General features: G+C 70.7%; 22 protein-coding genes and 2 tRNA genes. 7 read left to right on the forward strand and 17 right to left on the reverse strand.

Annotated features, from left to right (window positions below; translation table 11 throughout):
• Positions 1-6 precede the first annotated feature (6 nt).
• The 6 genes from ftsX to ACLJPY_RS33215 all read right to left on the reverse strand — a co-directional run bounded on the left by ftsX (position 7) and on the right by ACLJPY_RS33215 (position 4557).
• Positions 7-900 carry a permease-like cell division protein FtsX gene (gene ftsX, locus ACLJPY_RS33190; protein ID WP_410594574.1) on the reverse strand — a complete coding sequence of 298 codons (894 nt, stop codon included), beginning with the start codon at positions 898-900 and terminating at the stop codon, positions 7-9.
• A 44-nt stretch (positions 901-944) separates the two neighbouring features.
• Positions 945-1634, reverse strand: a complete 690-nt coding sequence (gene ftsE / locus ACLJPY_RS33195) for a cell division ATP-binding protein FtsE (RefSeq protein ID WP_410594576.1) — start codon at positions 1632-1634, stop codon at positions 945-947.
• Positions 1635-1746: 112 nt separating this feature from the next.
• Entirely contained in the window at positions 1747-2844 is a 1098-nt protein-coding gene (prfB, locus tag ACLJPY_RS33200; protein ID WP_410594578.1) for a peptide chain release factor 2, read from the reverse strand.
• A gap of 63 nt (positions 2845-2907) precedes the next feature.
• The gene (locus ACLJPY_RS33205; RefSeq protein ID WP_410594580.1) at positions 2908-3408 is read right to left on the reverse strand and encodes a PadR family transcriptional regulator; all 501 of its coding nucleotides are present in this window, start codon (positions 3406-3408) and stop codon (positions 2908-2910) included.
• Positions 3409-3821: 413 nt separating this feature from the next.
• Positions 3822-3895, reverse strand: a tRNA-Met gene (locus tag ACLJPY_RS33210).
• A 77-nt stretch (positions 3896-3972) separates the two neighbouring features.
• On the reverse strand, positions 3973-4557 hold the full coding sequence (locus tag ACLJPY_RS33215) for a TetR/AcrR family transcriptional regulator C-terminal domain-containing protein (protein WP_410594582.1): 585 nt from the start codon (positions 4555-4557) through the stop codon (positions 3973-3975).
• Positions 4558-4651: 94 nt separating this feature from the next.
• Between ACLJPY_RS33215 and ACLJPY_RS33220 the strand changes: the two genes are divergently transcribed.
• On the forward strand, positions 4652-6070 hold the full coding sequence (locus ACLJPY_RS33220) for an FAD-dependent monooxygenase (RefSeq protein WP_410594584.1): 1419 nt from the start codon (positions 4652-4654) through the stop codon (positions 6068-6070).
• Between the two features lie 134 nt (positions 6071-6204).
• On the opposite strand, the gene ACLJPY_RS33225 is transcribed toward ACLJPY_RS33220, so the two are convergent.
• Positions 6205-6278, reverse strand: a tRNA-Met gene (locus ACLJPY_RS33225).
• Positions 6279-6345: 67 nt separating this feature from the next.
• Positions 6346-9354 carry a UPF0182 family protein gene (locus ACLJPY_RS33230; protein WP_410594586.1) on the reverse strand — a complete coding sequence of 1003 codons (3009 nt, stop codon included), beginning with the start codon at positions 9352-9354 and terminating at the stop codon, positions 6346-6348.
• A gap of 149 nt (positions 9355-9503) precedes the next feature.
• On the opposite strand from ACLJPY_RS33230, the gene ACLJPY_RS33235 reads away from it, so the two are divergent.
• Positions 9504-10043 (forward strand): PPA1309 family protein, encoded by a 540-nt coding sequence (locus ACLJPY_RS33235; protein WP_410594588.1) that lies wholly within the window; start codon positions 9504-9506, stop codon positions 10041-10043.
• Here ACLJPY_RS33235 and ACLJPY_RS33240 read toward each other — a convergent pair.
• Positions 10040-11044 (reverse strand): PDZ domain-containing protein, encoded by a 1005-nt coding sequence (locus tag ACLJPY_RS33240; RefSeq protein WP_410594641.1) that lies wholly within the window; start codon positions 11042-11044, stop codon positions 10040-10042. The genes ACLJPY_RS33235 and ACLJPY_RS33240 overlap by 4 nt on opposite strands.
• A 203-nt stretch (positions 11045-11247) precedes the next feature.
• Here ACLJPY_RS33240 and ACLJPY_RS33245 point away from each other — a divergent pair, with 203 nt between their 5' ends.
• Positions 11248-12621 (forward strand): zinc-dependent metalloprotease, encoded by a 1374-nt coding sequence (locus ACLJPY_RS33245; protein ID WP_410594589.1) that lies wholly within the window; start codon positions 11248-11250, stop codon positions 12619-12621.
• 122 nt (positions 12622-12743) lie between these two features.
• On the opposite strand, the gene ACLJPY_RS33250 is transcribed toward ACLJPY_RS33245, so the two are convergent.
• Positions 12744-13253 (reverse strand): M48 family metallopeptidase, encoded by a 510-nt coding sequence (locus ACLJPY_RS33250; RefSeq protein WP_410594591.1) that lies wholly within the window; start codon positions 13251-13253, stop codon positions 12744-12746.
• Positions 13254-13483: 230 nt separating this feature from the next.
• Between ACLJPY_RS33250 and ACLJPY_RS33255 the strand changes: the two genes are divergently transcribed.
• The 3 genes from ACLJPY_RS33255 to ACLJPY_RS33265 all read left to right on the forward strand — a co-directional run bounded on the left by ACLJPY_RS33255 (position 13484) and on the right by ACLJPY_RS33265 (position 16981).
• On the forward strand, positions 13484-14530 hold the full coding sequence (locus tag ACLJPY_RS33255; RefSeq protein WP_410594593.1) for a ThiF family adenylyltransferase: 1047 nt from the start codon (positions 13484-13486) through the stop codon (positions 14528-14530).
• A gap of 60 nt (positions 14531-14590) precedes the next feature.
• Entirely contained in the window at positions 14591-15931 is a 1341-nt protein-coding gene (locus ACLJPY_RS33260; RefSeq protein ID WP_410594595.1) for an ABC1 kinase family protein, read from the forward strand.
• Positions 15932-16093: 162 nt separating this feature from the next.
• Positions 16094-16981 carry a hypothetical protein gene (locus ACLJPY_RS33265; RefSeq protein WP_410594643.1) on the forward strand — a complete coding sequence of 296 codons (888 nt, stop codon included), beginning with the start codon at positions 16094-16096 and terminating at the stop codon, positions 16979-16981.
• Between the two features lie 116 nt (positions 16982-17097).
• On the opposite strand, the gene ACLJPY_RS33270 is transcribed toward ACLJPY_RS33265, so the two are convergent.
• From ACLJPY_RS33270 to ACLJPY_RS33295, 6 genes are all read right to left on the reverse strand, one after another.
• Positions 17098-17283 (reverse strand): hypothetical protein, encoded by a 186-nt coding sequence (locus ACLJPY_RS33270; protein ID WP_410594597.1) that lies wholly within the window; start codon positions 17281-17283, stop codon positions 17098-17100.
• On the reverse strand, positions 17280-18146 hold the full coding sequence (locus ACLJPY_RS33275) for a class I SAM-dependent methyltransferase (protein WP_410594599.1): 867 nt from the start codon (positions 18144-18146) through the stop codon (positions 17280-17282). The genes ACLJPY_RS33270 and ACLJPY_RS33275 overlap by 4 nt, the downstream gene beginning before the upstream one ends.
• A gap of 725 nt (positions 18147-18871) precedes the next feature.
• Positions 18872-19126 carry a hypothetical protein gene (locus tag ACLJPY_RS33280; protein ID WP_410594601.1) on the reverse strand — a complete coding sequence of 85 codons (255 nt, stop codon included), beginning with the start codon at positions 19124-19126 and terminating at the stop codon, positions 18872-18874.
• The gene (locus ACLJPY_RS33285; protein ID WP_410594603.1) at positions 19123-19479 is read right to left on the reverse strand and encodes a WhiB family transcriptional regulator; all 357 of its coding nucleotides are present in this window, start codon (positions 19477-19479) and stop codon (positions 19123-19125) included. The genes ACLJPY_RS33280 and ACLJPY_RS33285 overlap by 4 nt, the downstream gene beginning before the upstream one ends.
• A 151-nt stretch (positions 19480-19630) precedes the next feature.
• On the reverse strand, positions 19631-19897 hold the full coding sequence (locus ACLJPY_RS33290) for a hypothetical protein (RefSeq protein ID WP_410572069.1): 267 nt from the start codon (positions 19895-19897) through the stop codon (positions 19631-19633).
• Between the two features lie 206 nt (positions 19898-20103).
• Positions 20104-22188 (reverse strand): ATP-dependent DNA helicase UvrD2, encoded by a 2085-nt coding sequence (locus ACLJPY_RS33295; protein ID WP_410594605.1) that lies wholly within the window; start codon positions 22186-22188, stop codon positions 20104-20106.
• A 65-nt stretch (positions 22189-22253) separates the two neighbouring features.
• Here ACLJPY_RS33295 and ACLJPY_RS33300 point away from each other — a divergent pair, with 65 nt between their 5' ends.
• Positions 22254-22994, forward strand: coding sequence for a DUF4191 domain-containing protein (locus ACLJPY_RS33300; protein ID WP_410594606.1), 741 nt, complete (start codon positions 22254-22256; stop codon positions 22992-22994).
• 157 nt (positions 22995-23151) lie between these two features.
• On the opposite strand, the gene ACLJPY_RS33305 is transcribed toward ACLJPY_RS33300, so the two are convergent.
• Entirely contained in the window at positions 23152-23541 is a 390-nt protein-coding gene (locus ACLJPY_RS33305) for an RDD family protein (RefSeq protein WP_410594645.1), read from the reverse strand.
• Between the last annotated feature and the right edge of the window lie 143 nt (positions 23542-23684).

The following is a 23684-nucleotide window of genomic DNA, read 5'->3' on the forward strand; positions in this document are numbered from 1 at the left end:
GGTTAACTAGTGCCGGACGTACAGCCGCAGCGTGACGTACCCGGTGATGGCGGAGATCACCACGGACACCCCGAGCAGGATCGGCGCCACCGGGAACAGCAGTTCCAGCATGGTGATCTTCGGGAAGACGTCCCCGGTGAACACCGAGTCCAGGAAGCCGGCCTTGGTGATGATCAGCATGATGATCCCGAGGACCGCACCGACCGCGCCGGCGACCACCGCCTCCAGGAGGAACGGCAGCTGCGTGTACCACCGCGTCGCGCCGACCAGCCGCATGATGCCGACCTCGGTGCGGCGGGTGAACGCGGAGACCTGGATCGTGTTGGCGATCAGCAGCAGCGCGGCGATGGCCATGATGAGCGCGGCGCCGAAGGCCATGTTCCGGACGCCGTTGAAGGCGTTGAACACGCGGTCGAGGAACTTCTTCTGGTCGTCGACCTTCCGCACGCCCGGCTTGTTCGCGTACTCCTGCACGATCGCGTCGCTGCGGTCCGGGTCCTTCAGCTTCACGTGCAGCGACGCGGGCAGCGATTCGGGACCGGTGAGCGCGATCAGCTCCGGCTGGCTCTCGAAGATCTTCTTGAACCGGTCGAAGGCCTGGTCGCGGTTTTCGAACACGACCGACTCGACGCCGTTGTTGCTCTGGAGTGAGGTCCGCAGCGACTGGCACAGCGACTGGGTGCAGTTCTTGTCGTTCGCGCTGATGTCGTCGGTGAGGTAGACCGAGACCTCGACGTCGGCGAGGAAGTTGGACTTCATCTTGTCGATCGTCCGCACGGCGAGCAGGCCGCCGCCGAGCATGGCGAGCGACACGGCCGTGGTCAGCATCATCGCGATGGTCATCGTGACGTTCCGGCGCAGGCCGGTGACTACCTCACTGAAGACGAAACTGGCGCGCATGGCGGGTGCAGGTCCTTGGGGTCGGGGTCGGTGAAGGGCTGCGGTCAGCGACCGATGCCGTAGACGCCGCGGGCGTCGTCGCGGATCACCCGGCCGAGCTGCAGCTCGACGACTCGGCGCCGCATGGAGTCCACGATGGAGTGATCGTGGGTGGCCATCAGGACGGTGGTGCCGGTGCGGTTGATCCGCTCCAGCAGCAGCATGATGTCCTGGCTGGTGTCGGGGTCCAGGTTCCCCGTCGGTTCGTCGGCGAGCAGCACCAGCGGGCGGTTCACGAACGCGCGGGCGATCGCGACGCGCTGCTGCTCACCACCGGAGAGCTCGTTGGGCAGCCGGTCGGCCTTGCCGTCGAGGCCGACGAGCTCCAGCACCTCGGGGACGACCTTCTTGATGGTCGGGCCCGGCTTGCCGATGACCTCGAGGGCGAACGCGACGTTCTCCGCGACGGTCTTGTTCGCCAGCAGGCGGAAGTCCTGGAAGACGCAGCCGATGGTCTGCCGCAGGCGGGGGACCCGGCGGCGGGCCAGCTTGGCGACGTCGAAGTTGGACACCACCACGCGGCCCTTGGTCGGCGTCTCTTCGCGCAGCAGGAGCCGGAGGAAGGTCGACTTCCCCGATCCCGAGGGACCGATCAGGAAGACGAACTCACCCTTTTCGATGTCGACGGACACCCGCTCGAGCGCGGGCCGCGTCGAGGTCTTGTAGACCTTGGAAACCTCTTCGAGCCGGATCACGATTCGGCATACTACCCACCGGTCTCGTGAAGCCCCGGTTGCCCGGTCCACCCGAGTGGAGCAAGGGGCGTTTGCGCACGGTGAGCGGTCGCCCCTGCACTCCCCGGGCCGATCAGGCGGTCTGCTTCCGCCAGCGGATGCCGGCGTCGAGGAAGCCGTCGATGTCGCCGTCGAGCACCGCCGACGGGTTGCCGACCTCGAACTCGGTCCGCAGGTCCTTCACCATCTGGTACGGGTGCAGCACGTAGGAGCGCATCTGGTTGCCCCAGCTGGAGCCGCCGTCCTTGAGCGCGTCCATCTGCTTGCGCTCTTCTTCCTTCTTGCGCTGCAGCAGCCGCGACTGGAGCACCTTCATCGCGGCCGCCTTGTTCTGCAGCTGCGACTTCTCGTTCTGGCAGGAGACGACGATGTTCGTCGGGATGTGCGTGATGCGCACCGCACTGTCGGTCGTGTTGACGCTCTGCCCGCCGGGGCCCGACGAGCGGTAGACGTCGACCCGGATGTCCTTTTCCGGGATGTCGACGTGGTCGACCTCTTCGACCTCGGGCAGCACCTCGACGTGCGCGAACGACGTCTGGCGGCGGCCCTGGTTGTCGAACGGCGAGATCCGGACGAGCCGGTGGGTGCCCTGCTCGACCGAGAGGGTGCCGTAGACGTAGGGGGCGCTGACCTTGAACGTCGCCGACTTGATGCCCGCCTCTTCGGCGTAGGAGGTGTCGTAGACGTCGGTCGGGTAGCCGTGGCGCTCGGCCCAGCGCAGGTACATGCGCAGGAGCATCTCGGCGAAGTCGGCCGCGTCGACACCGCCGGCCTCGGAGCGGATGGTGACGACGGCGTTGCGGTCGTCGTACTCGCCCGAGAGCAGCGTGCGGACCTCGAGGCCGTCGATGGCCTTGCCGAGGTCGGCGAGCTCGGTCTCGGCCTCGCCCATGCTGCCGGAGTCGCCCTCGGCCTCGGCGAGCTCGTACAGCACGCCCAGGTCGTCGAGCCGCTGGCGCAGCTCGGAGACCCGGCGCAGTTCGCCCTGCCGGTGGGACAGCTGGCTGGTGACCTTCTGGGCCGCCTCCGGGTCGTCCCAGAGGGTCGGGCTCGAGGCCTGCTGCTCCAGGTCGGCCACCTGGGCACGCAGCGCAGCCAGGTCCATCACCGACTCGATCTGCGTCAGCTTGCCGGACAGGTCCTTCAGTGCCGCGTCGAACTCATCACTCACGTTTGTCAAGGTTACGGCAAAACCCACGACCGGTTGTAAGGACCGGTCGTGGGCGCGCGAACCTCAGGCCGCGGGGATGGCGTCGAGCAGCTTGAGGGCGGCCTTGGCCTGGGCCTGTGCGAACTCGGCGACGGCCTTCTCGTACGGCCCCTCGGCCGCCTTGGTGGCCGCCTTGGCGTCGTCGAGCTGCTGGCTGTAGCTCGTCCGGGCCGAGTCGAGCAGCGACTGGCGCTGCTTCGCCGTCAGCGACCCGGCGTGCACGAGCCGCAGGATGAGCGGGCTGCGCAGGTGGTCGGGGCCGGCTTCGGAGGTCAGCCAGGCCTTGAAGGCCTTCTTGCCGGCGGCGGTGATCAGGTACTGCTGGCTGGAGCGCGGGCCCTGCTTGCCGAGCCGGACGAGGCCTTCCTTGGACAGCGCCGGGAGCTCCCGGTACACCTGGCTGCGGGTGACGCTGAAGAAGGCACCGAACCGCTCTCCGGCTCCCGCGACGAGCTGCCCGCCGGTGGCGGGACCGTCGTGGAGCAGACCGAGCAGGGCGGCGGCTGTTGCATTCAATTCGGACACGCCCCCTAGATTCCCACTTATCGGCCGCTGTGTCCACAGTGGTCAGCGGATCTGTCCATTGTGGCTAGTGAGATCCCCTCGTTCGGCCCAATGCGAGCCGGTCCACTGTGGACGTGAATACGCTCTGCAACCGCTCCCAGGGATTTTTGGTCCAACCAGACGCACGCGAGCCTCCCGGCAACGGCCAGCCAGGTGAGTTCGGCGGGCGGCCCTCCCCGGCTTGGCGCACCGCGGCCACGCACCGCAACCGTCCCGCAGGACCGTCCACATCACGAGATCCGTAGCGAAAGCGACCTACCACGGGGGATCCAAGGGGGCGAAGCCCTCTTGGCGGGGGTTTGGGGGTTCGACCCCCAATGCAAAACGAAAGAGGCGTGGCGAACGTTTCCGTTCGCACACGCCTCTTACCTCTGTAGCGGGGACAGGATTTGAACCTGCGACCTCTGGGTTATGAGCCCAGCGAGCTACCGAGCTGCTCCACCCCGCGCCGTTGTGGTACTTGAATAGATTACACGGGGTGGCGAGGGGGTTTTCACCGGGGTCCCGAAACGCTCTGACCTGCCCTTACGCCGTCTCGAGCCACTGACGGGCTCCACTGAGGACCATGGCCAGGCCGTCCTCGAACCGCGCGTCGGCGTCGCCCAGCACCGCCGCACCGGCCGACTCCCGGTACCGCTCGTCGAACTCCCCGGGCATCGGCCGCACGGCCTGCTCTTCGATGACGTACCCGACGACGAAGCAGTAGACGGTGAAGGTGGCCCGGCTCGCCCGGCCCTCGTCCAGCCCGGCTTCGATGCTCCGCCGCAGCGGGTGCGGGCCGATCAGATCGGTGTCCGCGAGGTACGTACCAGCGAAAACCTTGCCTCCGTCCCGATAGGCCAGCATCATCCGCCGCAGCGCCCGGGCGCTGTGCGCGACACCGTCCCACTCCCCCGCCGACGCCGGCGGTTCGCGGTCCGCGGCGGAGTCCCGGTACATCTGCGTGGCCATTTCGTCCAGGAGTTCCTGCTTGTTCTTCATGTGCCAGTAGAGCGCCGGCGCTTTGACGCCCAGCTCACCGGCGATCAGCCGGAGCGTGAGCCCGTTGAGCCCGACGTCGTTGAGCAGCTTCAGCCCGGATCGTGCGATGTCCTGCCTGGTCAGGGCCATGTTCCGCGGTCTCCTCGCACGCCGGGGTTGACCCCTTAACGATGTTAAGGGCATTCTCGGAGCCGGTCAATTTAACGTTGTTAAGGAGCTGGGGATGCAGGAGCTGACCTCGGACGTGGTGGTCGCCGGCGCGGGCCCGACGGGTCTGATGCTGGCGAACGAGCTGGCACTGGCCGGAGTGGACGTTCTCGTGCTCGAGCGGATGCACGAGCGAACGGGCTTGTCGAAGGCGCTGAACCTCCAGCCGCGCACGGCGGAAGTCCTGGATCTGCGCGGGTTGCTGGGCCGCGCGGAGGACCGCTCGTTCGCGACTGTCGCGGACGGACACTTCGCGGTGATCCCGGTGAGCTACGCGGGCTGGGACACCCGCCACCCGTACCAGCTGGGCATCCCGCAGGCCGAGGTGGAAGCGACCCTCGAAGAGCGCCTGAACGAGCAGGGCGTCCAGGTCCGGCGAGGCCACGAGCTCACCGGATTCCACCAAGACGACAACGGCGTGACGGTCACGGCAGGCGACCTACGCGTCCGTGCGCAGTACCTGGTGGGTTGCGACGGCGGCCGCAGCACCGTCCGCAAGGCCCTGAAGATGCCGTTCGAGGGCATCGAGGGCCAGGGCCACGGAGTAGCGGCCGACGTCCTGTTCACCGAAACCCCGCCGGGAGCTCCCACGCAGTGGCGCTCGATGGCCAACATGGTGACGTCGGCAACCCCGGGCAAGTTCGTCGGCGTGCTCCCCCTGCCGGAACCGAACCTGTACCGCATAACGTTCGGGGACCGCCTGAACCGCCCACCGGACCTCCGCGCGGAAGTCACCCGGCAAGAGGTCGAAGCCGCGGTGACCGAGCGCTTCGGCCCGGAGGCGCAGATAGCGGAGATCCGCTGGGCCTCCCGTTTCTCGGACGACAGCCGCCTGGCCGCGAACTACCGGGTGAACCGGGTCTTCCTGGCCGGCGACGCAGCCCACACCCACTTCCCGGCCGGAGGCCAGGGCCTCAACCTGGGCATCCAGGACGCCATGAACCTGGGCTGGAAACTGGCCGCCCACATCCAAAACCGGGCCACCAAAACGCTCTTGGCAACCTACGAATCCGAGCGCCGCCCAGTAGCCGAACAGGTGTTGGCCAACATAGCGGCCCAAAACGCCCTGACCCCCACAACCCCCAACCAACTGGCCCTGAGAGCCCTCTTCCGAGATCTCACAAAAATCCCCGAAGTCCAGCACCACCTGTCAGGCCTGGTCTCAGGCCTCAACATCCGCTACACAACAGAAGACCCCCACCCGGCAGCAGGAACCCGCCTACCCGACTTCAAGCTGAAAAAAACCCACGCAAGCACCCTATTCCACAAAGGAAACTGGGTCCTCCTCACAAAAACCACAGAAAAAAGCCCCCACCCACAGGTACTCGTAGCCCAGACCCCAACCCTCCCCCACCCAAACACAGAGAGGCTATTGATCCGCCCAGACGGCTACATAGCAAACACAACAGGAATAACAAAAAGCTGGCTCAAGTAACAAGGCAACCACCCGCAGGGGGGTCCAGGGGCGGCGAAGCCCCCCTGGCGGGGGTCTGGGGGTTCGACCCCCAGAGCAAATGCGAAAGAGGGGTGTGCGGACGCATTCCGTCCGCACACCCCTCCCAACCTCTGTAGCGGGGACAGGATTTGAACCTGCGACCTCTGGGTTATGAGCCCAGCGAGCTACCGAGCTGCTCCACCCCGCGTCGTGGCACCTACCTTACGCCTGCCTTTCCGGCGGGTGCAAAGCAGGTGCCCGTTGCGTTGCCGACGTCACCCTCCGGGCTGGCTGCTGGGGGGTGGGGTGCTGCTGCCGGGTGCGGCGGTCTTGGCGGCTTCGTAGGCGCGGGCGGCTGCGTCGAGGGAGGCGAGGGCCGCGCCTTGGTCGGTGAAGTTGCCGGACTGCTGGGCCGCTTTGAGCTTGGCGATGGCGGCTTGGATGTCGGCGACGGCCTTGTCGAGGGCCGCGTTGCCGCCGCCTGCGTTGGGCGGCGGCGTTGTGGTCGGGGTGGTGGGTGTCGTCGGCGTGGTCGGCGTGGTCGGCTGCCCCGCCTGGGGCGGTGTGGTGGTGGCTTCGCCGGTGCCGGCGCCGAAGACCTGGTCGAGGGCTTCCTGGAGGGTGGCGCCGTAGCCGACCTTGGGTCCGTAGGAGACGAGGACGCGGGCCAGCTGCGGGTAGCTGTTCTGGTTGCGCTGCCGGATGTAGACGGGTTCGACGTAGAGGAAGCCGTCGGCGACCGGGAGCGTGATCAGGTTGCCGTAGATGGGGGTGACGTTGGGGTTGTTGAACAGCGTGCGGTCCTGGGCGACGCGGGAGTCGCTCTGGAACCGGTTCTGGACCTGGACGGGCCCGTCGACCTGGGTGGCTCCGGTGGCCGCGCTGGGCAGCTGGAGGACGCGGATCTTGCCGTAGTCGGCGGGGTCGGAGGACACCGACATCCAGGACGCGAGGTATTGGCGCTGGAGGCCGGTCAGCGAGCTGGTGAGCTGGAACGTCGCTTTGTTCTGGCCGGGGGTGTCGGCGAGGACGTAGTAGCCGGGCTGGTTGGCCGCGCCGGCCGCGGCCGGGTTGGAGCCGCCTTCGGCGGTCGGGTCCTGCGGAACGCTCCAGAAGGCTTGCTGCGAGTAGAACTCCTGCGGGTTGCTGACGTGGTAGCGCGACAGCAGCTCACGCTGGATCTTGAAGAGGTCCTCGGGGTAGCGGAAGTGGGCGCGCAGGTCCGGGGAGATCTCGGAGCTCGGCTTCACGAGCCCGGGGAAGACCTTCTCCCAGGCGTTGAGGACCGGTTCCTTGTCGTCGATCGAGTACAGCGTCACGGTGCCGTTGAAGGCGTCGACGGTGGCCTTGACCGAGTTGCGGATGTAGTTGATGGAGCTGTTGGCCTGCCGGGCGACGCCGTTGAGGGAGTCGTTGGTGGCCGCGCCGAGCTGCGTCTGCTGGGCGTACGGGAAGTTGTTGAGCGTGGTGTAGCCGTCGATGATCCACTGGATCTTGCCGTCGACGACCGCCGGGTACGGGTCGCCGTCGAGGGTCAGCCACGGCGCGACCTTGCTGACGCGGTCGCGCGGGTCGCGGTTGTACATGATCTTGGAGTTGTCGCCGATGGCGTCGGAGAACAGGATGTTCCGTTCGCCGTACTCGGCGGCGAAGGCGAGGCGGTTGAACCAGTTGTCGACGGAGACGCCGCCGGAGCCCGTGTACTTGTAGCGGTCGGTGGCGGTGTCGTATTCGCCGGGCGCGTTGCCGGAGGTGCCGCCGACGATGGCGTAGTCGGAGTCCGCGGCGGACAGCTCGCCGTAGTAGATGCGGGGTTCCTTGACCTCGATGCCGGGCTGGTTCGCTCCGGCGGAGCCGGCGCCGGTCGGGTTCTGCGTGTCGCTGGTGGTGGCGATCGGGTAGCCGCCGTCGGAGTTGGCGTCCTTGACCGCGCGGTCGATCGTGTTGGCGGGCGCGACGACGAAGCCGTTGCCGTGGGTGTAGACGAGGTGCTTGTTGATCCAGCTGGTCTGGTTGCCGGTCAGGCCCTCGGTCTTGATCTCCTTGGCCGCGACGATGTAGTCCTGCGTCACGCCGCCGACGGTGTAGCGGTCGATGTCGAGCTTGGCCGGGAAGCCGTAGAAGTTCTCGCGCCCGACGCGCTGGGTGAAGGTGTCGGAGAGGATGTTCGGGTCGAGCAGCCGGATGTTCGACATCGTCCCGTTGTCGGCCTTGATCTGCTCCGGGGTGGCCGCCGAGCTGCCGGTGTAGGGCTGGTACTGGACGTCGGTGAGGCCGAAGGCGCGGCGGGTGGCGTCCATGTTGCGCTGGATGGACGTCGCTTCCTTCTCGTTCGCGTTCGGCTTGACCGAGAACTGGTCGAGGATGGCGGGCCAGGCGACGCCGACGAGGATGCTCGACAGGATCAGCAGCACCAGAGCGATGGCCGGGAGCTGCAGGTTGCGCAGGAACGCGCCGGCGAAGAAGGCGATCGCGCAGATCACCGAGATGCACAGCAGGATCAGCTTCGCCGGCAGCACCGCGTTGAGGTCGGTGTAGGTCGCACCGATGAACAGCGGCATGTCGCGGTCGGACAGCAGCAGGTTGTAGCGGTCGAAGAAGTACTCGATCGCCTTCAGCAGCACGAAGAGCCCGACGGTGATGGCGAGCTGCGCGCGGGTCGGGCCGGCGAGCTGGCCGCCCTTGCCGGCCAGCCGGATGCCGCCGAAGACGTAGTGGGAGATCAGCGCGCCGAAGAAGGAGATGACGACGGCGATGAACAGCCAGCCGAGCAGCCAGTTGTAGAACGGCAGGTCGAAGGCGTAGAAGCCGACGTCGTTGCCGAACTCCGGGTCGGTCTGGCCGAACGTGGTGCCGTTGAGGAACAGCTGCACGACCTGCCAGTCGCCCTGGGCGGACAGGCCGGCGATGAGGCCGGTGAGCACCGGGATGCCGACGCCGAAGAGGCGGATCCGGGCCACGATCGCCGAGCGGTAGCGCGCCAGCGGGTCGTCGGCGCCGGAGATCGGCACGAACACCGGCCGGGTCCGGTAGGCGATCATCAGGCTGATCGCCAGCGCCCCGCCGACGAGCAGGCCGACGGCGAAGAACAGGATGATCCGGGTCACCACCTGGGTGGTGAACACCGAGCGGGCACCGACTTCACCGAACCACAACCAGTCGACGTACGTGTCGAGCAAGCGGGCTCCGAGCAGGAGCGCCAGCACGATCACCGCGGCGATGATGAGGAGGATCCGGCTCCGCCGGGACAGCTTCGGCAGGCTCACCGGGGGCCGAGTCGCCACGGCACACGCTCCTGTCTTCGTCAATACCTGAGCAGGGGCGCGTGCGCCCCCTGATTCCCTAACTCTACGGATGCCCGGTGAAGTTCCCGGGACCCGCCCAAACCGGACTCGCGGCGTCGCCGCGGCGGCCGACCTGACACGATGTGCGCATGGCAGCGAACGAAGCGCGACAGGCCGGTGTGGCCGCGCTCGCCCGTGAGATCGAGGAGTTCATGGCCGCGGGCGGCTGGGACCAGCCGCCGCAGCTGTTCGCGCTGGTGCCGACGGCGGCGCTGCTGGACGAACAGCCGGAGCTGGCGGGCCAGCTCGACCGGGCGAACCCGCTGACGCCGGTGGCCCAGGAGGCGCTGCCCGAAGGCGACCTGGCCGAGGCGCTGGGCCGGATCGCTTGGCCGGACCTGGTCATCGGGTGCGCGCTGGCCCAGGAGATCATCGTGCTGCCGCCGGGTTCGGAGTCGGAGCTGCCGGACATCGCCGAGGCGGACGCCGAGAGCCTCCGCCGCGCGGCCGCCGACCACCCGCAGCGCACGGAGGCCCGCCTGGTCGCGGCCGTCCTGCGCGACGGCGAAGGGTCCTGCGTGATGCGGCTGCGCGGGATCGGCACCGACGAGACGATGGACGAGATCGTGGAAAGCCCCGACCTGGCCCCGAACCTGGTCGAAGCGCTGAAGGCCACGCTGCTGCCCTAGCAGGCGGCCGTCGGGCGTCCCGCCTTCAGGTTGCCCAGCTGGGCGAGCGCGTCGTCCAGTGTGGACACCTTGATGAGGTTGAGGCCGGCGGGCGCGGCGGTCTTGGCCTCGGCGCAGTTGTGCTCGGGCACCAGGAAGTCGGTGGCGCCGGCTTCGCGGGCGCCGACGACCTTGAACGAGATCCCCCCGATCGGGCCGACCTCGCCGGTCTCGGTGATCTCGCCGGTGCCGGCGATGTGCCGGCCGCCCGCGAGGTCGCCGGGCTGCAGGCGGTCGATGATGGCGAGGGTGAACATCAGGCCGGCGGACGGGCCGCCGACGTCCTGCAGGGAGATGTTGACGGTGAAGGGCGCGTCGGCCCGGTCGACCGCGGTGAGGCCGATGAAGCCCTCCTTGCGGTCGGGGCGCGCGGCCAGGGTCAGCGGCACGGTCCGCTCGGGCTGCCCGTCGGACTGGAAGGTGATCTGCACGGTCTGGCCGGGCAGGGTGCCGGCGAGCGCGGCCCGCACGTCGGCGGCTTCGACGATCTTCTTGCCGTTGACGGTGATCAGCTTGTCGCCCGGCGAAAGCACGTGGTCGGCGGGGCTGCCGGAGACGATCTGCTTCGCCAGCACCTTGACCGGGTAGCCGAGCTTGCGGAGGGCGGCGACCTGGGCGTTCGTCTGCGAGTCCTGCAGCTGCTGGATGTTCTCCTGCTTGACCTGCTCGTTCGTCTCGCCGGGCTTGAAGTACTCCTCGCGCGGCGCGAGCGCGTACCGGCCGCTCGCCCAGAAGCCGAGGCCCTGGAAGAGGGTGACGCCGTCGTGCAGCGAGACCGTCGTCATCCGCAGCTCGCCGGTGGTCTGGACGGTGTCGTGACCGGTGACCTGGATGACCGGGTTGCCCGCCGCGTCGCGACCGAGCGTGTCGTAGGTCGGGCCCGGGCTGATCGCCACGAACGGCACCGGCACGACCGAGCCGAGCACCACGAAGATCAGGAACAGCGAGCCGCTGACCACCAGTGTCCAGCCACGGCGGGTCATCCGGCGGGCCTCGCCGGCCGGCTCCGGCGCCGGTTCCTCGGTGCGCTGCGCGGGGGCGGTCTCCTCGGAGGACTTGGTCACGCCCGACAGCGTACGGTGACTGCGTTCGCTTCTCGGTGAAGGCCACGCTCATGGGCCCGGTTGACGCGCTCGACGGGCGCCGACCCGCGTACGGTGGACACATGAGCAAACCCCCGTTCGGCTTCGGACCTTCCGATCCCGACAAACGAGGTGAGAACGACCCCTCGGAAGGCGGGCAGTCCGGCGCCGAGGCCTTCAACCAGCTCGGGCAGATGCTGAGCCAGCTGGGCCAGATGCTCAGCCAGGCCGGCAGCTCCACCGGGCCGGTGAACTACGACCTCGCCAAGCAGATCGCCCTGCAGACCCTCGGCAGCGCCGGCAACACCGGCGAGAGCAAGCTGGGCTTCCGCGGCGGGGACGACGCGAACGCGGCGGTCCGCGACGCGGCCCACCTGGCCGAGCTGTGGCTGGACGCGGCGACGGTGTACCCGGCGGGCGCGACGTCGACGGTCGCCTGGTCCCCGCGGTCCTGGGTCGAGAAGACGCTCCCGACGTGGCAGCGGCTGTGCGACCCGGTGGCCCGGCAGGTTTCCGGCGCCTGGATGGAGGCGCTGCCCGAGGAGGCCAAGCAGGCCGCGGGCCCGCTGCTGCAGATGATGGGGCAGATGGGCGGGATGGCCTTCGGCTCCCAGCTCGGCAACGCGCTGGCCCAGCTGGCCTCGGAGATGCTGACGTCGTCGGAGATCGGCCTGCCGCTGGCCCCCGCGGGCACGTCGGCGCTGCTGCCGGCGAACATCGAGAAGTTCGCCGAGGGCCTGGAGCTGCCGAACAGCGAGATCCTGGTGTTCCTGGCCGCCCGCGAAGCGGCGCACCAGCGCCTGTTCACGCACGTGCCGTGGCTGCGCCAGCGCCTGCTGGCGACGGTCGAGGAGTTCGCCCACGGCATCACGGTCGACACGTCGGCCCTGGAATCCCTGGCCGGCCGGATCGACCCGGCGAACCCGGCGAGCATCGAAGAAGCGATGTCCTCGGGCCTGCTGGAACCCCAGACGACGGAGGAGCAGAAGGCGGCGCTGAACCGCCTGGAGACGCTGCTCGCCCTGGTCGAAGGCTGGGTGGACGTGGTCGTGGCCGAAGCGGTCGGCGACCGCCTTCCGGGGGCGGACGCGCTGCGCGAGACGCTGCGCCGCCGCCGCGCCACGGGCGGCCCGGCGGAGCAGACGTTCGCCACGCTGGTGGGCTTGGAGCTGCGGCCCCGGCGCATGCGCGCGGCCTCGTCGCTGTGGAAGCTGGTGGGCGACCGCCACGGCCTCGAGAAGCGCGACGGCCTCTGGTCCCACCCGGACCTGATGCCGACGGCCGAGGACCTGGACGAGCCGATCGACTTCGCGGACCGGGTGGGCGAAGCGGGTTCGATCGACGACCTGGACCCGATCGCCGAGCTGGAGCGCACGGAGCAGGCCGAGCGTTCGGAGGCCGCCGAGGCTGCCGAGAAGGAAGAGCCGCCGTCCGAAGAGGGCGGCAAGCAGTCCTGAGCCGAGTTTCCGGAGGGCCGGTGATCCGCGAGCGCGGGTCACCGGCTCTTCTGCTTTCCGGCCTCCGGATTCGACCCCGGAATCGGCCGGGGCGACCGAAGCCGCCCCGGCCCGTCACCCGCTCAGTCCTCGGTGGAGATCCCCCACCCGGCGGCCGCCGACAGCCCCTCCAGGTAGCCGATCGCCCGTTCCGTCTTCGGGTACCGCTGCACCAACGCCCAGAACGCCGCGTCGTGCCCCGGTTCCCGCAGGTGCGCCAGCTCGTGCACCAGCACGTAGTCCAGCACCCACGGCGGGACCTTGCGCAGCCGGTCGCTGACCCGGATGGTCGCGTCGACCGGCGTGCAGGACGCCCACCGCGTGCGCATCGGCGGCACCCAGCGGACGCTCGCCGGCACGGCGGTGCCGCCCAGGTACTTGCCCGACAGCAGCGCGCAGCGCGCCAGCAGGGCTTCGTCCGACGTCTTCGGGGACGCCGGCCGACGGGGTTCCGAGCGCTGCAGTTTGCGCTCCATCTCGGCGACCCAGTGTTTCTCCTCCGCCCTGGTCATCCGCGCGGGGATGAGCACGACGAGCGTGTCGTCGTTCCAATACGCGGTGACCGTCCGGTGCCGGCGCTGGCTGCGCCGCACTTCGACCTTGTGTCCGGGTGTGTCCGACGAGGGGTTCGCTTCCCCTCGGCCCCTCAGTGAGGGCATCCGTGCTTCGACCACCCGACCACGGTAAGGCCAGGCACCGACAACTCCGAGCGCCTTGAGGTCACAGACCCGAGTTGTCCACAGGTGGTTCCACTTGTGGACAACTCGGCCGGTCCGGCGGCTTCCCGGGCCTTCCGGTCGGCACCGGGTGCGATGCTGCGGACATGATCCTCGACACCGCGGACATGCCACCGGTCCTCCTGCCGGACCACCCCGCCCTGCTCCCGGGCCTCACCGTGCTCGAACGCGGCCCGCGCGAGATCCAGATCGGCCTCGACCCGCGCCACGGCGTGATCGTCGAAAACCTCTCGCCGCACCTCGCCGCGAGGCTGCGCGCGCTCGACGGCACCAAGCACGTCGAGCGGCTCCTGCTCGCGGAGAGCGAACACCGCGACCAGCTGCGGGTGCTGCTGCGGCAGCTGACCGCGCTCGGCCTGGTCACCGACGCCGGCCGGCCTGACGGCCCGGGCTTCCGCGGCGAGCCCGGCCTCTGGTCGCTACGGGCGAGGCACCACCAACCGGCGATGGCCGAACGGCGGCGCGCCGCCGCGGTCTCGGTGCACGGCGACGGCCGGGTCGCGGTGGCGGCCGCCGTGCTGCTGGCCAACGCCGGGATCGGGCACGTCGAGCTGCAGGTGCCCGGCGCGGTGACCGAGCACGACCTCGGCTCCGGCCTCACCGACGCCGACCTCGGCCGTCCCCGGCGCCAAGCCCTCGCCGACCTGCTCCGCCGCGTCGATCCCGAGGTCCGCGTCACCCGCCTGCACGACCGCTACCCGGACCTCGCCCTGCTCACCGACGCGGTCGTGCCCGCCCCGGAGATCGTCGCCGAGCTGGTGGGAGACGGCGTCCCGCACCTCGCGGCGCGCGTCCGCGACGGCACGGGCATCGTCGGGCCGCTGGTCGTCCCGGGCCGCAGCTCGTGCCTGCGCTGCGCCGACCTGCACCGGACGGAGCTCGACCCGTGCTGGCCGCGCGTCGCCGGGCAGCTCGCCGGCCGGCACCAGCGGCCCGACCTCGGCGCGGTCCAGTCATGCGCGTCGCTCGCGGTCGCCCAGGCCATGCGGCTGCTCTCCCCCAGCGCCGCGGCCCCGCCGACGTGGAACGCGACCCTCGAAATCGACGCCTTCGACGGCCGCATCCGGCGCCGCCGCTGGCCGCCGCACCCCCGGTGCCGGTGCGGCGCCCGGGAGGTGATCCTGGAGACGTAACCCACGAAGACGTCGCTCGCAGGCTGCGCGCCGCCGACGCCGCAGGGCAGAATCGCCTTTGTGACCGACTTCCGCGACCCAGCCGATCGCGACACCGCGATGCCGCGCAAGGGTGCCGCCCGTACCGCCAAGCTCGCCAGTCTCCCGCTCGGCATCGCCGGCCGGGCCGTCGGCGGCTGGGGCAAGAGGCTCGCGGGCCAGAGCGCGGAACAGGTGAACGCGACGCTGTCGGCGAAGGCCGCCGAGCAGCTGTTCGAGGTGCTCGGCACGCTCAAGGGCGGGGCGATGAAGTTCGGCCAGGCGCTGAGCGTGTTCGAGGCGGCGGTGCCGGACGACATGGCGAAGCCCTACCGCGAGGCGCTGACGAAGCTGCAGGCCGCCGCGCCGCCGATGTCGGTCCGGCAGACCCACCGGGTGCTCGCCGAGCAGCTGGGCCGCACCTGGACCAGCCGGTTCGCGTCGTTCGACGACGAACCGGCGGCGGCCGCGAGCATCGGCCAGGTGCACCGCGCGGTCTGGCACGACGGCCGCGCGGTCGCGGTCAAGGTGCAGTACCCGGGCGCCGACGAGGCCCTGCGCAGCGACCTGCGGCAGCTGCAGCGGTTCAGCAGGCTCTTCCAGGCGTTCGTGCCCGGCACCGAGGTCAAGCCGCTGCTGGCGGAGCTCGCCGAGCGGATGAACGAGGAGCTCGACTACCAGGCCGAGGCCCAGCACCAGCGCGCCTTCGCGAAGGCGTTCGACGGCGATCCCGGCATCCTGGTGCCGCGGGTGGTGGCCAGCGCGCCGAAGGTCGTCGTGACGGAGTGGGCGAGCGGCACGCCGTTGTCGAAGGTGATCGCGGACGGCGACCGCGAGACCCGGAACCTGGCGGGCCGGCTGCTCGCGGAGTTCCACTACTCGTCGCCGGAGCGCGTCCACCTGCTGCACTCGGACCCGCACCCGGGCAACTTCATGATCACCGACGACGACAGGCTGTGCGTCATCGACTTCGGCGGCGTCGCGCGGCTGCCCGACGGCATCCCCCGCCACCTGGGCGAGATGACGCGGCTGGCGCTCGACGGCGAGTCCGCCGAGCTGATGCGCCTGCTGCGCGAGAACCGGTTCATCCGGCCGGACAGCGACCTGAAGGCGGAAGAGGTGCTCGCCTACCTCGCTCCGTTCACCGAGCCGCTGGCGGCGCCGACGTTCCACTTCACCCGCCGCTGGATGCAGAAGCAGGCCGGGCGCGTGGGCGACAGCCGCGGCAATGACTTCCGGGTCGGGCGCTCGCTGAACCTGCCGCCCGAGTACCTGATGATCCACCGGGTGACGGCGGGGTCGACGGGCATCCTCTGCCAGCTCGACGCCGAGATCCCGGCCCGCGGCATCGTGGAGCGCTGGCAGCCGGGCTTCGCCGCCTGAGTTGTCCACAGGCGGGTCCACGAACGGGCGGATCCGGCGGAGTTGTCCACAGCTCGGGCGGAGGGGGTTCCACCCGGTTGGCCGAGCCGCCATGCTCGGGATATGACTGCTACGGAATGCACTAACCCGCTCGCGCTTCGTGATCCCGGCGGCTGCGAGGTGATGGACCTCGAACAGCTACGCCGGGCGGGGGTGTCCGACCGAAGAACGAGGCGGCTCTGCGGCCCGGGAGGGCCGTGGCGCCGCCTGCACCCCGGTGTCGTCCTGCTCCGCAACACCGCTCCGACGAGGCAGGAGCTGCTGCACGCCGCGCTGGTGCGGTACGGGCCCGGGGTGGTGATCACCGGCGCCGACGCGCTGCAGGCCCACGGCGTGAAGTATCGGGTGGAGGGCGACATCCGCCTGCTGGTGCCCAGCCAGTGCCGGGTGGTGGCAGCCGAGGGGGTCCGCCTGGCGCGCACAGCGCGACTACCGGAGCCGCTCGAGGTCGACGGGCTGCCGTTCGCCCCACCGGCCCGGGCGGCGCTGGACCTGGCCCGGACCGAGCCCGAGCTGGCCCGCGTCCGCCAGTTGCTGACCCTGCCGCTGTACTGGGGCTTGTGCGACCGGCAGGAGCTGCTGGCGGAGCTCGAGTCAGGCCCCCAACGCGGCACGGCGGCGGTCCGCAAGGTGCTGCGCGAGCTCGAGGAGGGGCCGATCCAGGCCCACGGCCTGGCCGCCCGGGTACTGGACCTGGCCCACCTCCCCCCGCCGACCTGGGACCAGACGATCTGCGACCGCCGCGGCCGCAAGCTGGGCGAGGCCGACGCCTGGTGGGACGAGCCCGGCCTGGCCTGGCGCTACCGCTGCACCCCGGGCACCGGAGGCGGCTTCAGCCACCTGTCCCTGGCGGCGACGGGCATCGTCCTGGTCCGCTGCACGGTCAGGCAGCTGCGCCAGGTCCCCCGGGAGGTGGCCCGCGAGCTGGCCCGCGCGTTCGCCGAAGCGTCCAGGACACCCCGCCCCAAGGTCCGCGCGGTCCCGCAGGCACCCCTCGGAGGCGCCGCCTGACACCTAGCGCCACTCCCGCATACGGCCGCGACTCCGGACACCCGGTCCGAAGGTCCGCGCGGTCCCCACCGGCACCGCCACCCCGCCACGACCACCCACTCAGGAGGCCGAATCGATCACCAATACTCGTCAGGCAGCTTTCCCTCGATGTCCCGCACATGCTGCCGCGCACAAGCCGGGCAAAGCCACCGCAGCGCACCTCGCTCCCGGCTGGACACCCACGCGAGCGCTGTAGCGGGATCGTCGTCGGCAGCGCGGGTCCGGCCGCAGCGGGTGCACACGACCGGCTCCGGCGCGCTCACCGCAACCGTCCACAGTAGATCGCCTTGGCGCCGAACAGGTACAGGTCGTCCCGGTGGCCGAGGAAGTCCGGGCTCTGCGGGTCGGTCAGCGCGGCGGCCGCGGCGAGGTCGTCGGCGTCGAGCCACTCCCCGGCCGACTCCGCCAACCACCCGACGCGGTGCACGACGTATTCGCGCAGGAGGTCCGAGCCCGGCATGGGGTGATCGATGAGCGCACCGAACGACTCGACGTCCTCCAAGCCGGCCTCGCGAAGGGCGCGCGGCCAGCCGTAGGGCATGCCGACGCTGCCCGGGATCCCGGCACGCATCCGTTCGAACCACGAGCCCCGGGCGGCCAGCAGCCGCTGCTCGAGCCCGGGCCGCCCGACGCCCAGCTCCCACGGCAGGCACCGCATCTCGAGCCCGCCCTCGGCGACGGCGAGCACCCCACCGGGCCGCAACAGCCCGGCAAGCGTGCGCAGGGCGGCCTGCTGATCGCCGATGTGGTGCACGACGCCGGACGCCCACACGAGATCAGCAGCGGGCACGGCCAGCGCAGGATCGGTGAGATCCCCGAGCAGGCCGACAACCTCGACGGACCCGCCGGCCACCTCACCGACGGCCCGTTCGGCCTCGCCGAGCAGCGTCGGTGTGGCATCGACGAGCACAACGGTGCCCCCACCACACCGGGCGAGCTCACTCGCGAACAGCACGCTCATCCCACCGGCCCCACACCCGACGTCGACAACGGTCGCCCGCTCCCGAACGGAGCCGACGAGCCGCCGGGCAACGGGCCCGAGCGCCGCGGCATCGAGGGCATCGGCCATGCGCAGCTGAGCCAGGCGCTCCGCCCAGTCGATGTCGTGGTGGCTGTGTCCGGACATCACCCCATTCAACACCAGCCCCCGGCCGCCAACCCGCCCCGAAGGAGGACCACCCCTCGAAGGAGACCAGCCCTCGGATCCTCAGCCGCAGAGCACAACGGCCCAGCTTTCGCGCGCACCAGGACGGTCGCGGCCGCCTCGGCCCAACGCAATCGCGCGGCCCACGCCGGTACGCGGCGCCCGGCAGCGCGGTCACCCTGACCGACCAGAGCGGCGCATGCGCGGCACGGCCCCGACCATTCGCGGGCGCCATTACCCACCGCCCGCGGACCCATCGGCACATCCGACGGAGCCGGCGCATCTGCCCGCCGGTGCGGCACCATCGGGCAGCCCGCGGAGCAATCCCGCCCTCCACCACCGGCGCGGCACTCCGCGAACCCGGGCACGCCTTCACCAGCCGGCGACGCAGCGCACCGGAGCGCCACCGCCGAAGCGGAGCCCAAGCGCGCAGCACACCGAGCGCACCGCCGAAACGCGCCGCGGCACCATCGGGCATCTCGTGGAGCCCGCGCGTCTGCCCATCGGTGCGGCACCATCGGGCAGCCCGCGGAACAACCCCGCCCTCACCACCGGCGCGGCACTCCAGAAACCCGGGCGCGCCTTCACCACCCACCGACGCAGCACACCGGGGCGCCACCGCCGAAGCGCGCTCGCCGCCAGTCAGAGCGTGCCCCGAAAGCGCGCAGGCCCCCACCACCCCCGAAGGGGCGGCAGGGGCCCTGCACTCAGCTCTGTTCCTGGTACCGCTCCGCCCGCCGAGCGGCCCACCGAGCCACTCGCGACCAGCGGCGCGCAGCGCGTGCGCCACCTCGGGCCCGCTGGGCGCGGACCCCCTCCTCCAGGTCCCGTATTCGGGCCCTGGACAGTTCTTCGTAAAGCAACATCTCGCTGATCTCCTCGATCTCGGTCTTCGTCAGCTGCAGCTCTTCGCTGCGGGGGTGGGCTTCGTAGTCCCTCGTGGTGACCGGTTCGACGCTCATGCGGCGGCGCTCCGGTGGTCGCCGGCGGCCTTGGCCGCGGCGGGGTCGGCAGCTGCGTTCTTGCGCGGGCGGCCGCGGGGCCGCTTGCGCGCGATCACCGCGCCACGCTCGAAGATCTCGCCACCCCAGACGCCCCAGGGCTCGCGGCGGGCCAGGGCGCCCGCCAGGCACGCCTCGCGGACCGGGCAGTCCGCGCACTGCGCCTTCGCGCGCTCGAGCTCGGCCGGGGACTCCGCGAACCACAGGTCCGCGTCGCCCGAACGGCAGGGCAGCGCGACGTCGGGGACGGCGATCGGGTCGAGCAGGTCGGCGAATATTGCCTCACCGGAGGTGTAGGCGATGGCCGAAGACATGGTGGTTCCTCCTTGTGTCGTACGGGTTTTCGGTTGGGTGCTGGAGCTGGGCAACGCTGGTTCCTCTTGGGTTGTGCAGCCAAAAACACGAAGGCCGCGGATCCGGGTTATCCGGTTCCGCGGCCTTCGTGAGCCTCATGTCCTGACTAGGTCAGGAACTTCGCTCCCGTATCGACAACGGAACACGGAACTGCTTGATGGTCGGCAGATCGGCCTGGGGGTACGCGGCGAGAACGCCCTGCGTCCCGAAGACGACGACACCGGTGGCCCAACGACGCTCGACGCGCGAGGCGTGCCGCATGCCACGGATCTCGTTCGCGCTCACGGACACACCAGTGCCCGGGCGCTGAGCAGCCGCAACTTCCGCGGCGCAGGACAGACGGGTGCCCGGGTTCGTGAGCGTCATGTTGATGGTCATTTCACCGGCACCTCCTTCTGTACTCTGCACACGCGGCCGCTGAGCGGCGCGTCTCGTAGATCCCCAGTCGAGCCCTTCGGGCTCGGTACTGGCAGGTTATTGCCCCGCACCACACGGGGGCAACTCAATTAACGGGAAAATCCTCGAAGATACGAAGATCGCCCCTGAGCAGCGGGTTCGCCGCGTCGATCATGGTTCGGACGCGGTCAAGACCCCGTCGACGCCCGGACGACGCCGAGGATCTCCGCGCCGAAGCGCTCGAGCTTCGTCGCCCCGATGCCGGAGATCGACACCAGCGCCGCCTCGTCGGCCGGGCGCTGCTCGGCGATGGCCATCAGCGTCGCGTCCGTGAACACGACGAAGGCCGGCACCTTGAGCTCGCGCGCCCGGTCGCCGCGCCAGGACTTCAGCCGCTCCAGCAGGTCCTCATCCACAGTGGACGGGCAGCGCCCGCAGCGGCCCAGCTTGACGTCGAGGGTCTCCAGCAGCGGGCCGCCGCAGACGCGGCAGCGCGTCTTGACCGGCGTCGCCGGCTTCTGCTGGGACCGCGCGACCCTGGCCGCCGGGTGGTCCTCCGGGACCAGGCCGTAGAGGAACCGGCTGCGCCGCCGGTTGCGCCTGCCGCCCGGCGTGCGGGCCAGCGCCCAGGACAGCCACAGGTGCTCGCGGGCCCGGGTGACGCCGACGTAGAACAGCCGCCGCTCCTCCTCGATCGCGGCTTCGTCGTCACCCGCGTGGAGGATCGGCATCGTGCCCTCGGCGAGGCCGACGAGGAACACCGCGTCCCACTCCAGGCCCTTCGCCGCGTGCAGCGACGCCAGCGTCACGCCCTCGACCGTCGGCGGGTGCTGGGCCGCGGCGCGCTGGTCGAGCTCGGCGCAGAAGCGCGGCAAGTCCGCGTCGGAGACCGTCGAAGCGAGCTCCTCGGCCAGTTCGACGATCGCCAGGAGCGCGTCCCAGCGTTCCTTCGCCGCCCCGCCGGCGGGCGGGGACTCGGTGAGACCGACCCGCGCGAGCACTGAACGCACCGTCGTGACCAGGTCGGAGCTGCCGTCGCCGCTCGCCGCCCGCAGTGCGGACATCGCCTGCCGGACCTCGGTCCGGTTGAAGAACCGCTCGCCGCCGCGGACCAGGTACGGGACGCCGGCGTCGGCCAGCGCCGACTCGTAGGCCTCCGACTGGGCGTTGATCCGGTAGAGGATCGCGATCTCGCTCGCCGAGACACCACCGTCGAGCAGCTCGCGCACCCGGCGGGCGACGGCGCCGGCCTCGACCGCCTCGTCGTCGAACTCGGCGAACCGCGGCTCCGGCCCCGGCGGCCGCTGGCCGATCAGCTTCAGCCGCGAGCCCGCCGGACGGCCCCGCGCGGCGCCGATCACCCGGTTCGCCAGCGCCACGACCTCGGGCGTCGACCGGTAGTCGCGCTCGAGGCGGACGACCGTGGCGTCCGGGTAGCGCCGCGTGAACTCCAGCAGCGGCCGCGGCGACGCGCCGCCGAAGGAGTAGATCGTCTGGTTGGCGTCGCCGACGACGGTCAAGTCGTCGCGGCCGCCGAGCCACGCGTCGAGCAAGCGCTGCTGCAGCGGCGTGACGTCCTGGTACTCGTCGACGACGAAGCAGCGGTAGCGGTCCCGGAACTCCTCGGCGACGGCGCCGTGCTCCTCGAGCACCGCCGTCGTGTGCAGCAGGAGGTCGTCGAAGTCGAGCACCTGCGCGGCGTTCTTCAGCTCTTCGTAAATCCGGTAGACCTCGGCGACCTGCGCCGCCGGCGCCGGGATGTCCCGCTGGGCGCGCGCGGTGACCGCCGGGTAGTCGTCCGGGCTGATCAGCGACGCCTTCGCCCACTCGATCTCGCTGGCCAGGTCGCGCAGGACCTCGACCTCGGTGCCGAGCTTGGCCCGGTTCGCCGCCTGGCCGACGTACCGCAGCTTGTTCTCCAGCAGGTCCCACGGCCGGTCGCCGACCACGCGCGGCCAGAAGTACCGCAGCTGACGGCGGGCGGCGGCGTGGAACGTCAGCGCCTGCGCCGCCTCGACGCCGAGACCCCGCAGCCGCGTCCGCATCTCCCCCGCCGCACGCGTCGTGAACGTGACGGCGAGGACCTGACCGGCGGAAACGTGCCCGGACCGGACGAGGTGGGCGATCCGGTGGGTGATCGTGCGGGTCTTGCCCGTGCCGGCCCCGGCGAGCACGCAGACCGGCCCCCGTGGGGCACTGGCGGCGGCGCGCTGCTCGGGGTCGAGGCCATCGAGCAGACGGTTCAGGCTCCTGGGGGAAAGTACGCCGGTCACGTCCGGCATCCTCGCAGAGGGGGACGGGGAAACGGGGCAGGGGCACGCGGCCGTATCCTGGTCATATGGCGGGACAGCAGGACTCGGGTAAGAACAAGGAAGCGGCCAAGCAGGCCAAGAAGGAGAAGCGCGCGGCGAGCAAGGCACGCCGCGGCCAGCTCTTCGAGGCCTTCAAGATGCAGCGCAAGGAAGACCCGTGGCTCATCCCCTGGATGGCCGGGGCGATCATCGTCGTCGCCGGCGTCCTGTTCGGGGTCGGGTTCTTCTTCGACGCGCAGTGGGTGCTGCTGCCGCTCGGCCTGATCCTCGGCGCTCTCCTCGCCATGATCATCTTCGGCCGCCGCGTCCAGAAGACGGTCTACTCGAAGGCCGACGGCCAGCCCGGCGCCGCGGCGTGGGCGCTGGAGAACCTGCGCGGCCGCTGGAAGGTGACGCCGACCGTCGCGGCGACCACGCAGCTCGACGCGGTGCACCGGGTCCTCGGCGGCCCCGGCGTGGTGCTGGTCGCCGAAGGCGCGCCGCACCGCGTGAAGACCCTGCTCGCCCAGGAGAAGAAGCGCGTCTCCCGCCTGATCGGCGACACGCCGATCTACGACGTGACGATCGGCCACGAAGACGGCCAGCTCCCGCTGAAGAAGCTCCAGGGCTACCTGATGAAGCTGCCCCGCAACCTCAAGCCGGCCCAGGTCGACGCCCTCGAGGCGAAGCTGGCCGCCCTCGGCAACCGCGGCGCGGCGCTCCCGAAGGGCCCGATGCCCGCCGGCGCGAAGATGCGCAACGTCCAGCGGACGATCCGCCGCCGCTGACCCCCGCGTAAGAAAAGGCCCCGCCCGGATCCCGGGTGGGGCCTTTTTCGCGCTCGGGCGCGGCGCCTGGGCACCGACGACCGTGTCGGCGGCCGGCGTCACCGGGCCATCCGCTCACCACGCCGCCCGACCGGGCCACGCGGGCGATCGGCGGCCCTCAGCGCATCCGGATGACCACCGTGCCGGTCAGCCGGTCGAGCCAGCTGCGGCCGTCGGCGTTGCGGACCGCGGCCGGGATGAGCACGAACGTCAGCGCCGCCCGGATCAGCGCGCGCAGCGGGCCGACCAGCGCGGCGCCGTCGAGGCGGGCGACGCGGATGCCGACCGCGGCCATCCCGGGTGTGAAGCCGAAGAAGCCGGCCGAGATGACGGAGATGACCGCCCACACGCCGCCGGACCAGAGGTTGAAGTTCTGCATCGCGGCGGGGTCCTGCAGGCTGGGGTGCAGGAAGATGGCCGTGACCAGTGCCGCGACGACCAGGTCGACGATCAGCCCGAGCAGGCGCGCGCCCCCGCTCGCCGCCGAGCCGACGCCCGATTCGGGCAAACCGAACTTCTCGCCCGGCCACCGCGAGCCGTGCTGATCAGTGCCCTGACCGCCGTCGCCGGTGCCGGGCAGCCATTCACCCGTCCATCTCGCCACCCGTCCAGGGTATGCCGGTGGCGTGGACCACATCCGACCTGGTCGGA

This window comes from Amycolatopsis sp. lyj-23 (genome assembly GCF_046549135.1).
GTDB lineage: Bacteria > Actinomycetota > Actinomycetes > Mycobacteriales > Pseudonocardiaceae > Amycolatopsis.